The following is a 13740-nucleotide window of genomic DNA, read 5'->3' as shown; positions in this document are numbered from 1 at the left end:
GCTCTCAGGATTTGCCAATCAACAACGAGAGCAGACCTGCCGCAATCAATGGGCCCACCGGCACGCCGCGGAATAACGCGACACCAGCCACAGTGCCAATCAGCAATCCCGACACCACGGAAGGTTGATTGCTCATCAGAGAAACACCGCGGCCACCGAGCCAGGAAACCGCAACGCCCACCGCAATCGCTACCAGCGATTTCCAGTTGAGGAATGCTTGAAAGAAGTCATGGGCGCTGATTTTCGCACTGGCTATCGGGGCCATCACGCCGATGGTCAAAATCAGTATCCCGATGCTCAATCCATATTTTTCCACCAACGGGAAATACCCATTGAGCGGCGTCAAGCGTACCGCCAGCAGCGCCAACATCGCCCAGGTGACCGTCATGTTGTGGCTGATAATACCAAGTCCCGCAAGGCCAAGCAGGATCAGAAGCGTGGGATCGAAAGAAGTCATGAGGAAGGGGTTTCCTGGCTTTGTTGAATAATTTAAGATACTGATTTATATAAGCATTATAAAATTTCAACGACTAATTTTTCCTCTCGGAATGCTTTTTATTGTGCTAACTATTTGATTTGTCGTTCTAACAAAATACATTCTCTGTAAATGCATTCTAACTAAAGAAGATGTAAATCAAACGGTTAAATTATTCAACAAAGCCGGGTTTCCTGCCATGCTGAAATCAAGATAACGGTTTCATTCAAGACTCAGATGATAGCATTGTTTTGGTACGGCTAATTAGCACAATACTCACATTGGTAAGGGTAAACGGCCATTCTCCGCTTAACGCAGATAATGGCAGGCAACGGCACGCACGCAACGCTTAACACGAAAACGATTGCGCGTTTAGTCCTATTTTACGCCAAGGCGGTGTGCAACTTCTTCATAGGCTTCAATCAAACCACCCAGACTTTGACGGAAACGGTCTTTGTCCATCTTGTTCAGGGTTTGCTTGTCCCACAGGCGGCTGCCGTCCGGAGAGAACTCATCACCCAGCACCACTTCACCTTTGAACAAGCCGAATTCCAGTTTGAAATCCACCAGAATCAAGCCAGCGTCATCAAACAGCTTGCTCAGCACCTCGTTGGCTTTGTAGCTCAATGCTTTCATGCGCGCCAGGTGGGTTTCATTCACCCAACCGAAGGTTTTGCAGTAAGACTCGTTCACCATCGGATCGTGCAGGGCATCATTTTTAAGGAACAGGTCAAACAGCGGCGGGTTCAGGGTAATGCCCTCTTCCACACCCAGGCGTTTCACCAAAGAACCAGCCGCACGGTTACGTACCACGCACTCTACCGGTACCATCTCCAGTTTTTTCACCAGCACTTCGTTGTCGGACAGCAACTTGACCATTTGCGTCGGGATGCCCGCCTCTTCCAGTTTACTCATGATGAAATGGTTGAACTTGTTGTTCACCATGCCTTTACGATCAAACTGTTCAATGCGCGCGCCATCACCGGCTGACGTATCATTGCGAAACTCCAGCACCAACAGATCGGGATCTTCAGTGGTGTAGACCGTTTTCGCTTTTCCGCGATACAACTCAGCTAGCTTTTGCATCTTTTATTACTCCACACAGTTGTGGGCCACCGACAACGGGCCCGATGATTTAATACTGATATACCCTAAATAATTCACGTTGCAGGTGCGTTGGCTTCGCTCACTCACTCGAATCACTTACCTGAGTAAGCTCATCGGGATTCACTCCCTTGCCACCTTCCTGCAACGCGAATTATTTAGGGTATATATAACAAAATACCGGCATGCGCCGGGCCGAATAAAGAAGGGCCGGATATGACCGGCCCTTCTTTTTAGTGACTGAGAGCCGCCTGGAAGACGGCGACGAGCGCGTCGTTTTTCGACTGGCTGAGCGTATGCCCTTTCGCGTAGATAAACTGCAACGTACTGCGGTTACCCAGATCGCCAACCTGCAATTTATAATCGCCGTTGGCCAATTCAGGGTCTTTCGCCCCCAGACGTTCCCAAGTGCTGCTGCCCGGTGCCTTGTAGGTCACCGCGATAGAGCCTTGCGGACGGCTGCGATCGTTCACTTTCATGCCGACTTTTTCCAGCGCCGCAGGAAGTCGATCCCAGACCACCGAATAAGGACCACGCACCACCAGCAACGGCAGGCCGCTATCATCCGCACCGCTCAGTACGTCCAGCGTACCAACGGCACGATTGACCTGCGCATTCTCACGCGCAGCCGCCTGTTTCTCCAACGCATCTGACAGAGCATTGGCCATCAGGCTGGTATAACGTTGCACCTGAAGCGCTTCTGCCACTGGCGTATTTTGCACTTCAAGGCCGAGCAGTTTCACCACAACCGCGACCTGATACCCTTGAGGTTGAACGGAGATCTGATAACGTGCGCGGTACGGCACACTTTCATCGTCTCGCGGCCAGAAGATCCAATCGGTGGTCAGCGTCTGCGAGGCATCCTGACGGCTGGCAATCACATAGCCCTTGTCCTGAATGATCTGCACCACCTGCGGCCACAAACGGTTCGCCTGCGCGCTGTTTTCGATCAGCAAGGTAGCCGTATCACCGGAAATTTGCGTGCGCGATCCGCTTAACAACGCCAATGGCTGGAGAGGAGGACGAATATCTAACGCTTTACCCAGTTCACCGGTTGATGCGGCTGCCGGGATCTCGTAATCCCCATTTTGCACCGGAAGGATCATTCCTGCCGGTGCCACTAACGTCCTCGGTTGTGGCGCTTTCAAATACGACTCATCGCCGCTGACCTGACGTTTGTGACGCTGATCGCTGGAACAGGCTGCTAACAGCATAACCAGCGACAAACCAACCACTTTTGCCACCATGGACTTTTGCACTGAAGAAGTCATCAAATCTCCCTAAGGGTTACTGCAAACCAGCTTGCTTCAATGCGCGCTCCATCACTGCCCGACCGGCGTCAGTCAGCGGCGTCATCGGCAAGCGAAGCGTATCGGTCGCCATCAATCCTAATGCCTTGCATGCCCATTTCACAGGGATCGGATTAGGTTCAACAAATAATTTCTGATGCAGTGGCATCAGGCGCTGATTCAAACGGCGCGCCGCAGCGAAATCACCTTGTGCAGCCAGGGCGCACAGCTGCGCCATTTCCCGTGCTACAATGTTCGCCGTCACGGAAATCACGCCGCGACCACCGAGTTGCATAAAATCCAGACTGCTGGCGTCATCACCGCTCAGCAAAATGAATTTATCATCAACCAACTCTTGGATCTGACTCACACGACTTAAGTTCCCGGTGGCTTCTTTCACCGCAACAATATTTTTTACTTCGGAAAGACGGGCGATGGTTTCCGGCAGCATGTCACAACCGGTACGCGAGGGTACGTTATACAGAATCTGCGGTAAATCGGTGTGCTCAGCGATCGCTTTAAAATGCTGGAACAACCCTTCCTGCGTTGGGCGGTTGTAGTAAGGGGTTACCGTCAGGCAGCCCACCACGCCCGTACCGTGAAAGCGTTTGGTCAGAGAGATGGCTTCCGACGTTGCATTAGCACCCGTGCCCGCGATCACCGGGATACGTCCGTCTGCCAGTTCCAGCGTCATCATCACCACGTCGCCGTGTTCATCATGGCTCAACGTGGCAGACTCTCCGGTGGTTCCGACGGACACTATCGCCGCGGTACCGCTATCAACATGATAATCAACAAGTTTTTTTAAGCTTGCACGATCGAAGGCACCGTTGTCGTCCATCGGCGTTACCAGTGCAACAATACTTCCCGTAAACATTCGCCATCCCCTCCAAAAACAAGTTCTTCATGGTACTTTTGACTTCACTGCAAAAGCAAGCGTGCAACCGCGTTGTCGGCGTCTGACATGCGGTTTTTTTCTTTCTGCATGCCGCGACTGACGGCGGCGCGGGAAAACGCACGCAGAACAAACTCAAAATTGCCCCAGACAATTTTTTGTGTTTACCATGTTACTCTCAACCCGATGCAGAGGAAGCAAGATTTTGCCGAGCCAACAAGAACACTCTCTGGTTATCACCGCCCTCGGCGTCGATCGTCCCGGGATTGTGAACGCCATCACACGTCACGTCAGTAGCTGTGGCTGTAACATTGAAGATAGTCGTCTTGCGATGCTGGGCAAAGAGTTCACGTTCATCATGCTGCTGTCGGGAAGTTGGAACGCCATCACGCTTATCGAATCCACGCTGCCGCTCAAAGGGGCAGAAATGGAATTGTTGATCGTGATGAAGCGTACGGAGTCTCAGGCTCGCCCACCAATGCCCTCGACGGTGTGGGTCAAGGTTGAACTGGCAGATTCCCCGCATATCATTGAACGCTTTACCGCGCTGTTTGACGCCCATCACATGAACATTGCGGAGCTGGTTTCAAAAACGCAGCACGCCACCAGCGGACATCCGTCAACGCTATATATTCAAATCACTGCACACAGCCCTGAAACGCTAAATGGCGCAATTATTGAGCCAGCCTTTCATCAGCTATGTACAGAACTGCACGCACAAGGCAGTATTAGCGTCGTGAACTATCCACAGCATGAAGAGAAAGATGGAGAGTAGTGATGAACACACTGAAAGCCGGTGATACCGCACCGAAATTTAGCTTGCCCGACCAGGATGGCGAACAAGTAAATTTAACCGACTTCCAGGGACAAAAAGTGTTGGTCTATTTTTACCCTAAAGCGATGACGCCGGGATGTACCGTGCAAGCCTGCGGTTTGCGCGACAACATGGACGATCTGAAGAAACATGGCGTGGAAGTACTGGGTATCAGCACCGACAAACCGGAAAAACTGTCTCGCTTTGCGGAAAAAGAGTTGCTGAACTTTACGTTGTTGTCCGACGAAGATCATCAGATCTCACAAGCCTTCGGCGTGTGGGGCGAAAAGACATTCATGGGAAAAACCTACGACGGTATTCACCGTATCAGCTTTTTGATTGGTGAAGACGGTAAAGTGGCGCACGTGTTTGATGATTTCAAAACCAGCGATCACCACGATATCGTACTGAACTATCTGAAGAGCGCCTGATAGCGTGTCAGGTATCCACCGACACTGTTAAGGTGTGGTGTTTTTGCGTTACTCTGATTTATGTTGCGCGCAACCTTGTGCATGCTATTTTTTGCACGGTGCGCTGTTATGCTGCACTTTTCCCGCATTCCACTTTGCATGCTCCCTCCGCGCTGGCTAAGATAGGCGTTAATCGCTTTTACCGTGCAGTCGAGAAGGTCCCATTCATGGTCTTCAATTGGTTAGGTGCTGAACGTCCTCGCATTAGCCCTCCGGCAGACAAGACGTTTCTGCGTGGATTGAGAGTAAAGAAAACCCTGACTGCGCTGCTGTTCAGCGCAATGTTGGGCGGCGTCGCGGCTCCCGTGGTTGCAGATATGCAGGATCAGCTTCCCGATATGGGAACCACTGCGGGCGGTACTCTCAGTATCAATCAAGAAATTGCCATGGGTGACTTCTACCTGCGGCAAATGCGCGGTGGTGCACCGCTGATTGACGATCGTCTGCTGGTACAATACATCAACCAACTGGGCCAACGGTTAGTAAAAAGCGCCAACTCAGTACGCACGCCTTTTCACTTCTTCATTATTCGCAACGATGAGCTGAACGCCTTTGCCTTCTTCGGTGGCAATGTGGTCATCCATTCTGCCTTGTTCCGCTACGCGGAAAATGAAAGCGAACTGGCCTCGGTGCTGGCGCATGAAATCTCGCACGTCACTCAACGCCATCTGGCGCGCGCCATGGAATCACAACAGCGCAGCGCCCCATTAACCTGGGTGGGTGCATTGGGTTCTATTCTGCTAGCAATGGCAAACCCGCAGGTGGGTATGACCGCACTGAGCGGCACGTTGGCGGGCGCGCAACAGGGAATTATCAGCTTCACGCAGTCCAACGAACAGGAAGCCGATCGTATTGGTCTGCAAGTGTTGCAGCGGGCCAGGTTTGATCCACAGGCTATGCCTAACTTTATGCAAAAACTGGCCGATCAATCACGCTATGCCACTAAACCGCCGGAAATGCTGTTGACCCACCCGTTGCCGGAGAGCCGTCTGGCCGATGCCCGTAACCGTGCCAACCAGATGCGCCCGGCGCCGACCCAATCCTCACAGGATTTTCTGTTTGCCAAGATGCGCGCACTGACAATGTACAGCACCGCGTATAAGGCCACCGCTGATGAGACCATTGATAACTGGCTAAAAGGCAATGTGCGCGAGCAGCTTGCCGCACAGTACGGAAAAGCGGTGCGCGCGTATGAAGAGAAGAAATATGACTATGCCCGCGCCGTGCTTCAGCCGCTGCTGGATAAAACCCCGGAAAGCCCCTGGTTTCTCGATCTGATGACGGATATCGAGTTGGCGCAAAATAAAGCCGCACTGGCCATCGCGCGCTTACAAAAAGCGCCGGGTGCCCAGAACAACCCGGTACTGCAATTGAACCTGGCAAACGCCTATGTCACAGGCGGTCAGGCCGCCGCAGCCAGCCGCCTGCTTTATCGTTATACCTACGCCAATCCGGGCGATCCCAACGGCTGGTCGCTGCTGGCGCAGGCCTCCGCCGCACAGGGCATGCGCGCCGAAGAGCTTGCCGCGCGCGGAGAGGAGCTGGCGTTATCCGGAAAATTGGATCAGGCCATCGGGCTGTTCAGCAATGCCAGTTCGCTGAGTAAACTCGGCAGCCTGGAGCAGGCGCGCTATGATGCCCGCATTGACCAGTTACGCCAGTTACAGCAACGTTTCCGTCAGTTTGAGAAATCTTGATATACCGCAAGGAACAGCCCATGTCCCACGATATCGTTATTTATCACAACCCGCGCTGCTCCAAAAGCCGTGAAACGCTGGCGCTGTTGCAGCAACACGGCGTTACGCCGCGCGTGGTGCTCTATCTGGATACACCACTGGATGCCGCACAGGTTCGCCAACTGTTATCACAGTTAGGCTTTAGCAGCGCACGTGAATTAATGCGCCAGAAAGAAGATCTGTACCGCGAATTAAATCTGTCGGATGCAACGCTGAGTGAAACACAGCTGATTGCGGCACTGGTTGAACACCCCAAGCTGATGGAGCGCCCAATTGTGGTCAACGGTGAGCGGGCTCGTATCGGCCGCCCACCGGAGCAAGTGCTGGAGCTGTTATAGCCCCAGAATCTCTTTGACGAAGGGGATAGTCAGTTTACGCTGGGCGGTAATCGAGGCGTGATCGAGCTGATCGAGCGTCATAAACAGCGTGCGCATTTCGCGATCGAGCCGCTTTAGCAAAAAGCGGCTCACGTCTTCCGGCAGTTCAAAGCCACGCAGGCGAGCGCGCAACTGTAACGCCTCGCCTTTCTCTTCATCAGAGAGCGGCTGCAACTTATAAATCTGTCCCCAATCCAGACGAGAGGCCAAATCAGGCAGATGCAAATTAAGCTGACGCGGTGGGCGATCGCCGGTGATCAACAGCCGGGTGTGCCCCCCTTCCTGAATGCGGTTGTAGAGGTTGAACATCGCCATTTCCCAGGCATTATCGCCCGCAATGGATTCGATATTGTCGATACAGACCAGCGCGAGTTGCTCCATGCCGTCAAGGACTTCAGGCACAAAATAGGCGCGTTTGTCTAACGGCACATAGCCCGCCGCATCGCCCTGACGTGATAACGCTGCACAGGCGGCATGCAGCAGATGGCTGCGCCCTCCCCCTTCCCGCGACCAGAAGTACATATAGCTACCGTGCTCTTGTTGCAACACGTTGTGAAGGGCAGCCAGAAGTGACGCGTTTTCTCCCGGGTAGAAACTGGCAAAGGTTTCGTCATCAGGCAAAGAAAGTGGCAGTGAAAGCTGTGCCGGCGTGTTCAGAAGCACCTCATGTTCAATTCGGCGGGAAAACGGACTGAGTTTACCACAGAAAGCGAGCCCTGTTGATAGTACATCAACCGGGCTCTCGGCCTGATTATCCGGCGTTTTTGATATAGGGCTTGATAGCACCCGCCGCCAGCAGGTCTTTTTCCTGTCCGTTAATCCGTGCCGTTGCCGCATTGATCGAAAAGTCACATCACCGCGCTGGCAAAAATCATTGGTCTTTTGTGCAAGCAAGGTGGATGAACGAAAGGAGCTGTATTCCCGACCACTCAGGTTTTCATTCATCGTGTTCATACCAAACGTCGCAAACGCCAGCGTGAATTTCCCGCTTACGCCCTCGGTGTTGGTTAACGTCACCGTCACCCGCAGATCAGCCACTTCACCGATTTTGTCGGTGTCGACAACAAAGTGATTTTCACATTTGAATGCACCACCGTTGCCGCCGAAAAAGGTCGATTCATCTTTCAATACCAATGCGGGCAATGTCTGACGATTTTCCTGACGCGCACGGCTATCGTTAACGCAGTGCGCCGTATACCTGGACTTCGTCTCGTCACTACGTCCCCGACTGCGGTACTCCCAGGCTTTCAGGCAGTCAGTGGTGACACCTTAGCCATTGTAGTAGATCCAGGAAAGATATCTTGCCGCCCGCGATGCGCCTTTCTCATCAGCCTCAGTGAATAATCTCAGCGCCTTATCATAATCAACGCGAATCTCTTCGCCGGTGTAATACATTTCGGCCAGATTGATAATCGCATCGTTATTACCCTGCTGCGCAGCACGTTCAAACCAAACGACAGCCTCTTGCGGTGCCTTATCCACACCCCAGCGTCCTTTAAGGTAAGCCAACGCGAGAATATTCTGCGATTCCGGTTCGCCGCCCTCTGCCGCGCGGCGAAACCAGCGTATCGCCTCAACGTCTTTATCTTTGATCGAGGAGTAACCAAAATTATAGAAATGGCCGGCGTAGAAATTGACTTTGGGATCGCCTTGCTGCGCCCAACGCTTTGCTAGCCGTAACGTGTCGCTTTTGCTCAAACCGAGGAGGCTGAATATGCGGCGCGTTTGGTCATCGGCCGTATTTAAGTAACGGGAAACATATTTCAGGATCGGCGCACGCATCTCCGCATCGGTTTCCGCCTTTGCTTTGGCTTCATAGACGGTGTGCCCAAGCTTGCTGGCGATTTTGATATCAATATCTGCGGCGTTAATCTTTTCCAGCAGTTGGCTGGCCCGGGCGTTATCCTGCGGCACGCCGATGCCATATTGATAAAAATACCCGGCGTTATAACAACCATAATCGCCACTCAGCGCGCAGGCTTGCTGATAATAGTCGATAGCCTGTTGGATATTTTTGGGAACGGAAACGCCAAACTCGTAGACAAATCCTAATACAGAGAGTGCATAAGGGTCCTGACGTTTAGCCAAATCGGTGAGGGCGGTCAGCGCCGCGTTATCCTGCTGTTCGAGACGATCGGCGTCATCAGCCTCTTGGGCAAAAGCAGAGCACGAGAAACCCAGTAACAACGCCAACGTTGTTTTCTTCATGATTAACAATCCCTTGCCATATTTTTTCTGTTTCCGGGGATAATACCATCCCCGGAAACCAGAGCAATGCGAAATTTATGACGCGCGCGAGGTCTCCTCGGCATCATCAGCGGCATCCAGCACCACTTCTTCGCTTCTGAAGCGGTTGATCAGCGCGAACAGCAGGCTTAACGCAATGCCCACCACGGTGGCTAACGCCATGCCTTTCAATTCAGCAGCACCCAGATGCACTTTCGCCCCGCTCACCCCAATGATCAGGATAACCGAGGTCAGAATCAGGTTTTGTGCCTTGTTGTAATCCACTTTGGATTCGATAAGCACACGAATACCGGAAGCACCGATTACACCGTACAGCAGCAGAGAAACACCGCCCATGACCGGCACCGGCACCGCCTGAATCGCGGCCGCCAGCTTGCCCACGCAGGAGAGCAGAATGGCGAGTATTGCCGCACCGCCAATCACCCAGGTGCTGTAGACCTTGGTGATGGCCAGCACACCAATATTTTCGCCGTAAGTGGTATTCGGCGTAGAACCGAAGAAACCGGAGATCATGGTAGAAAGACCGTTGGCAAACATCGAGCGGTGCAAGCCAGGATCGCGCATCAGATCTTTTTTCACGATATTGGCGGTAACCACCAGGTGACCCACGTGCTCTGCAATCACCACCAACGCCGCAGGTAGAATGGTCAGAATCGCAAAACACTCAAAGCGCGGCGAATAGAAGGTCGGCAGTGCAAACCAGTGCGCCTGAGCGATAGGCGCGAAATCCACAACGCCCATGGCAAACGATAAGCCATAACCCACCAGCACGCCGATCAGGATCGGAATGATAGCCAGAAAACCACGAAACAACACAGAGCCCAGCACGGTAACGCCTAAGGTCACCAGCGAAATAATCACGGTTTTGCTATCCACTGACACGCCGTCCGCAGGCAGCAGACCGGCCATGCCCGCGGCAACCCCGGCCAATTCCAGACCGATGACCGCAACAATCGCCCCCATCGCCGCTGGGGGGAAAATCACATCCAGCCAGCCAGTGCCAGCGCGTTGCACAATCAGCGCCACCACGCAAAACAGCACGCCGCACATGATAAAGCCGCCCAGCGCCACTTCATATCCCAGCGGCAGCAGCAACAGTACCGGAGAAATAAAAGCAAAACTGGAGCCCAGATATGCCGGGATTTTGCCCTTACAGATAAATAGATAGAGCAACGTGCCAATGCCGTTGAACAACAGCACGGTCGCAGGGTTGATTTTGAACAGAATCGGCACCAACACCGTCGCGCCGAACATGGCAAACAGGTGCTGGAAGCTCAGCGGGATTGTTTGTAGCAAGGGGGGTCGTTCACTCACCCCGATGGCGCGACGAGTCATCGTTTATATCCTCTGTAAAAGTCACTTGATGTTGTGGTTAGCCGGTTTGTCCAGCATCGTTATCACAGCCCAGCCGCCCCCTTGCGTCACCGGGTAGGGAAGCGAGGCTGATTATAAAAATCGTGCGAAATATGAGTGAAAAACCGTCATACGCGTTGCACCGCGAAACCGGCGCAAAAAAAAGCCGACTTACTCAGTCGGCTGATACGGCTTATTTAGTACCAAAGAGCTTATCGCCCGCGTCACCAAGACCCGGCATGATGTAGCCATGCTCGTTGAGCCCTTTGTCGACCGAGGCGGTATACAGCTCAACGTCAGGGTGCGCTTTTTCCAGCGCGGCAATCCCTTCCGGTGACGCCACCAGCACCAATACCTTGATGCTCTGGCAACCAGCTTTCTTCAGCAGATCGATAGTGGCAATCATCGAACCACCGGTTGCCAGCATGGGATCCACCACCAGCGCCATACGTTCATCAATGTTGGAGATCAGCTTCTGGAAGTAAGGCACTGGCTCCAGCGTCTCTTCATTGCGGTACATACCCACTACGCTGATACGCGCACTCGGTACGTTTTCCAGTACGCCTTCCATCATACCCAGACCGGCACGCAGGATCGGCACCACAGTAATTTTTTTGCCTTTGATCTGATCGACTTCCACCGGACCGCACCAGCCTTCGATAGTCACTTTTTCAGTGACCAGATCGGCCGTGGCTTCATAGGTCAATAAGCTGCCGACTTCGGATGCCAGTTCACGAAAGCGTTTTGTACTTATATCGTTTTCACGCATCAGGCCAAGCTTATGTTTGACGAGCGGGTGTTTAACCTCGACGACCTTCATTCTATTCCCCCTATAGAAAGTGGACGGATATCCTCACGACGCAGAATCGGTGCGCCGAGGGCGGACATGGCAGCCCATCATAAAAAAAATCGCGGGATTATACCGCTTTTTTGCTTAAGCGCTACAGGTTATAGCCTGATCCAGATCAACCGGGCAGGGAAATTCTCATTGAACAGGAAAAATGCAAAGCAGGCAACACACCACTCGCAAACGATTGCTCTCGCTGTTAGAATTAGCGCGCTTCGATAGGGGTAGATCCACCAGGCTGGATATGCTCGCTATCTCACCACCAATTGTATTCTCCGTGGGGACTCCGCAGTGACCGACAAAACCTCTCTTAGCTACAAAGACGCAGGCGTGGATATTGATGCTGGTAACGCATTGGTAGACCGTATTAAAGGCGTAGTGAAACAAACCCGCCGTCCTGAAGTGATGGGCGGTCTGGGCGGTTTCGGTGCCCTGTGCGCCTTGCCCCAAAAATACCGTGAACCAGTTCTGGTTTCCGGTACTGACGGGGTCGGCACCAAGCTGCGTCTTGCCATGGATCTGAAACGCCACGACACCATCGGTATCGATGTGGTGGCCATGTGTGTCAATGACCTGTTAGTTCAAGGAGCCGAGCCGCTGTTCTTTCTGGATTACTACGCCACGGGGAAACTGGATGTCGATACCGCCGCCAGCGTGATCACCGGTATCGCCGAAGGCTGCAAGCAGTCAGGCTGTGCGCTGGTCGGCGGTGAAACCGCTGAAATGCCCGGCATGTACCACGGTGAAGATTACGACGTTGCGGGCTTTTGCGTCGGTGTTGTTGAAAAATCAGAGATCATCGACGGAAGTAAGGTGCAGGCAGGTGATACCCTGATAGCACTGGCAGCCAGTTGCCCGCACTCTAACGGCTATTCGCTGGTACGTAAGATTCTTGAGGTAAGCAAAACCGATCCGGAACAGACGACGCTTGAAGGAAAATCGTTGGCCGATCATCTGCTGGCCCCGACCAAAATCTACGTCAAATCTATTCTGGCGCTGATTGAAAAAGTGGATGTCCACGCGATTGCTCACCTGACCGGTGGCGGTTTCTGGGAAAATATCCCGCGCGTGTTGCCGGAAGGCATGCAAGCCAACATTGATGAATCCAGCTGGCAGTGGCCCGCCGTGTTCAACTGGCTGCAACAGACGGGCAACGTCAGCCGTCACGAAATGTACCGTACTTTTAACTGCGGTGTGGGTATGATTATCGCACTGCCTGCTGAACAGGCAGAGGAAGCCGTGGCATTCCTCAATAGCCAGGGTGAAACCGCATGGAAAATTGGCGTTATTCAACCCGCTAACGCCGGAGACGCAGTGGTCATTAATTAATGAAAAACATCGTTGTCTTGCTCTCAGGTCAAGGAAGCAACTTGCAGGCGTTGATTGACGCCTGCGCGCGCAAGCGCGTCAAAGCGAATATTGCTGCCGTGTTCAGCAACAATCCAGAAGCCTATGGTCTGGTGCTGGCGCAAGAAGCCGACATTCCGGCTCATGTCATCGACCCGCAAGGGTTTGCTGACCGAGCCGCCTTTGACGCCGCAATGGCAGAAGAGATGGCGCAATACCAGCCGGACCTGGTGGTACTGGCAGGTTATATGCGCATCCTCAGCCCGGAGTTCGTTGCGCTGTTTGCAGGCAAAATGCTGAACATCCACCCTTCCCTACTGCCCAAGTACCCGGGCCTGCACACCCACCGTAAAGCGCTGGAAAAGGGCGATAAGGAACATGGCACCTCGGTTCACTTCGTGACTGACGAACTGGATGGCGGCCCTCTGATTCTGCAAGCAAAGGTCCCGGTGTTTAGTGATGATACGGAAGAAGTGCTCGCCGCTCGGGTACAAACCCAGGAACACACCATCTATCCACTGGTGGTGAACTGGTTTGCAGAAGGGCGTCTTAAAATGCGCGAGGGCGAAGCCTGGCTTGACGGCGTGCGTATTCCCAAACACGGCTATGCTGCCGAATAGCGGAAATCTCCATTGACGTTCAGGCGGTAGAACCGTGCCGCCCTGAAAGTTCCCATTGAACGACACTTTATTTACAAAATTATTACCATCTTAATGATATAAAAAAACATTATCTTTTTGTGGCACTTTCCGCGCCTTAGCATTATTGACAATCACTCTCATACTC

The 13740-nt window shown here is 53.0% G+C and carries 14 protein-coding genes; 6 read left to right on the top strand and 8 right to left on the bottom strand.

From position 1 onward, the window contains the following. Window positions 1–4 precede the first annotated feature (4 nt). The 4 genes from ACQGXV_RS24480 to dapA form a co-directional block, all read right to left on the bottom strand. Window positions 5–457, bottom strand: a complete 453-nt coding sequence (locus ACQGXV_RS24480) for a DUF441 domain-containing protein (protein WP_440863474.1) — start codon at window positions 455–457, stop codon at window positions 5–7. 396 nt (window positions 458–853) lie between these two features. Then, the gene (gene purC, locus ACQGXV_RS24475) at window positions 854–1561 is read right to left on the bottom strand and encodes a phosphoribosylaminoimidazolesuccinocarboxamide synthase (protein ID WP_440863472.1); all 708 of its coding nucleotides are present in this window, start codon (window positions 1559–1561) and stop codon (window positions 854–856) included. Window positions 1562–1812: 251 nt separating this feature from the next. Further along, a complete protein-coding gene (bamC, locus tag ACQGXV_RS24470; protein ID WP_440867589.1) occupies window positions 1813–2850 on the bottom strand; it encodes an outer membrane protein assembly factor BamC in 1038 nt (345 codons plus the stop codon). Window positions 2851–2866: 16 nt separating this feature from the next. Beyond that, on the bottom strand, window positions 2867–3745 hold the full coding sequence (dapA, locus tag ACQGXV_RS24465; RefSeq protein WP_440863470.1) for a 4-hydroxy-tetrahydrodipicolinate synthase: 879 nt from the start codon (window positions 3743–3745) through the stop codon (window positions 2867–2869). Between the two features lie 187 nt (window positions 3746–3932). Between dapA and ACQGXV_RS24460 the strand changes: the two genes are divergently transcribed. From ACQGXV_RS24460 to arsC, 4 genes are all read left to right on the top strand, one after another. Then, the gene (locus ACQGXV_RS24460) at window positions 3933–4538 is read left to right on the top strand and encodes a glycine cleavage system transcriptional repressor (protein ID WP_440863469.1); all 606 of its coding nucleotides are present in this window, start codon (window positions 3933–3935) and stop codon (window positions 4536–4538) included. A gap of 2 nt (window positions 4539–4540) precedes the next feature. Then, on the top strand, window positions 4541–5008 hold the full coding sequence (gene bcp, locus ACQGXV_RS24455) for a thioredoxin-dependent thiol peroxidase (protein WP_222159957.1): 468 nt from the start codon (window positions 4541–4543) through the stop codon (window positions 5006–5008). Between the two features lie 320 nt (window positions 5009–5328). Further along, complete coding sequence (locus ACQGXV_RS24450) at window positions 5329–6744, top strand: beta-barrel assembly-enhancing protease (protein ID WP_440867588.1); 1416 nt, start codon at window positions 5329–5331, stop codon at window positions 6742–6744. A gap of 20 nt (window positions 6745–6764) precedes the next feature. Continuing rightward, window positions 6765–7121 (top strand): arsenate reductase (glutaredoxin), encoded by a 357-nt coding sequence (gene arsC / locus ACQGXV_RS24445; protein ID WP_440863467.1) that lies wholly within the window; start codon window positions 6765–6767, stop codon window positions 7119–7121. On the opposite strand, the gene hda is transcribed toward arsC, so the two are convergent. The 4 genes from hda to upp form a co-directional block, all read right to left on the bottom strand. Further along, a complete protein-coding gene (gene hda / locus ACQGXV_RS24440; RefSeq protein WP_440867587.1) occupies window positions 7116–7823 on the bottom strand; it encodes a DnaA inactivator Hda in 708 nt (235 codons plus the stop codon). The two genes, arsC and hda, sit on opposite strands and share 6 nt — an antisense overlap. Window positions 7824–8429: 606 nt before the next feature. Continuing rightward, on the bottom strand, window positions 8430–9368 hold the full coding sequence (locus ACQGXV_RS24435; protein WP_440863465.1) for a tetratricopeptide repeat protein: 939 nt from the start codon (window positions 9366–9368) through the stop codon (window positions 8430–8432). A 75-nt stretch (window positions 9369–9443) separates the two neighbouring features. Continuing rightward, complete coding sequence (uraA, locus tag ACQGXV_RS24430; RefSeq protein WP_440863464.1) at window positions 9444–10742, bottom strand: uracil permease; 1299 nt, start codon at window positions 10740–10742, stop codon at window positions 9444–9446. A 211-nt stretch (window positions 10743–10953) separates the two neighbouring features. Continuing rightward, a complete protein-coding gene (gene upp / locus ACQGXV_RS24425; protein WP_440863462.1) occupies window positions 10954–11580 on the bottom strand; it encodes a uracil phosphoribosyltransferase in 627 nt (208 codons plus the stop codon). Window positions 11581–11898: 318 nt separating this feature from the next. Between upp and purM the strand changes: the two genes are divergently transcribed. Together purM and purN are read left to right on the top strand one after the other, a co-directional pair. Beyond that, window positions 11899–12936, top strand: coding sequence for a phosphoribosylformylglycinamidine cyclo-ligase (gene purM, locus ACQGXV_RS24420; RefSeq protein WP_440863460.1), 1038 nt, complete (start codon window positions 11899–11901; stop codon window positions 12934–12936). Beyond that, on the top strand, window positions 12936–13574 hold the full coding sequence (purN, locus tag ACQGXV_RS24415; protein WP_440863458.1) for a phosphoribosylglycinamide formyltransferase: 639 nt from the start codon (window positions 12936–12938) through the stop codon (window positions 13572–13574). Before purM ends, purN begins: the two co-directional genes overlap by 1 nt. Window positions 13575–13740 lie beyond the last annotated feature (166 nt).

Origin of the sequence: Symbiopectobacterium purcellii, assembly GCF_052050035.1 — a bacterium.
Classification (GTDB): domain Bacteria; phylum Pseudomonadota; class Gammaproteobacteria; order Enterobacterales; family Enterobacteriaceae; genus Symbiopectobacterium; species Symbiopectobacterium purcellii_A.
The sequence above is the reverse complement of the archived record's forward strand: the minus strand, read 5'-3'. Positions and strand labels throughout refer to the sequence as shown.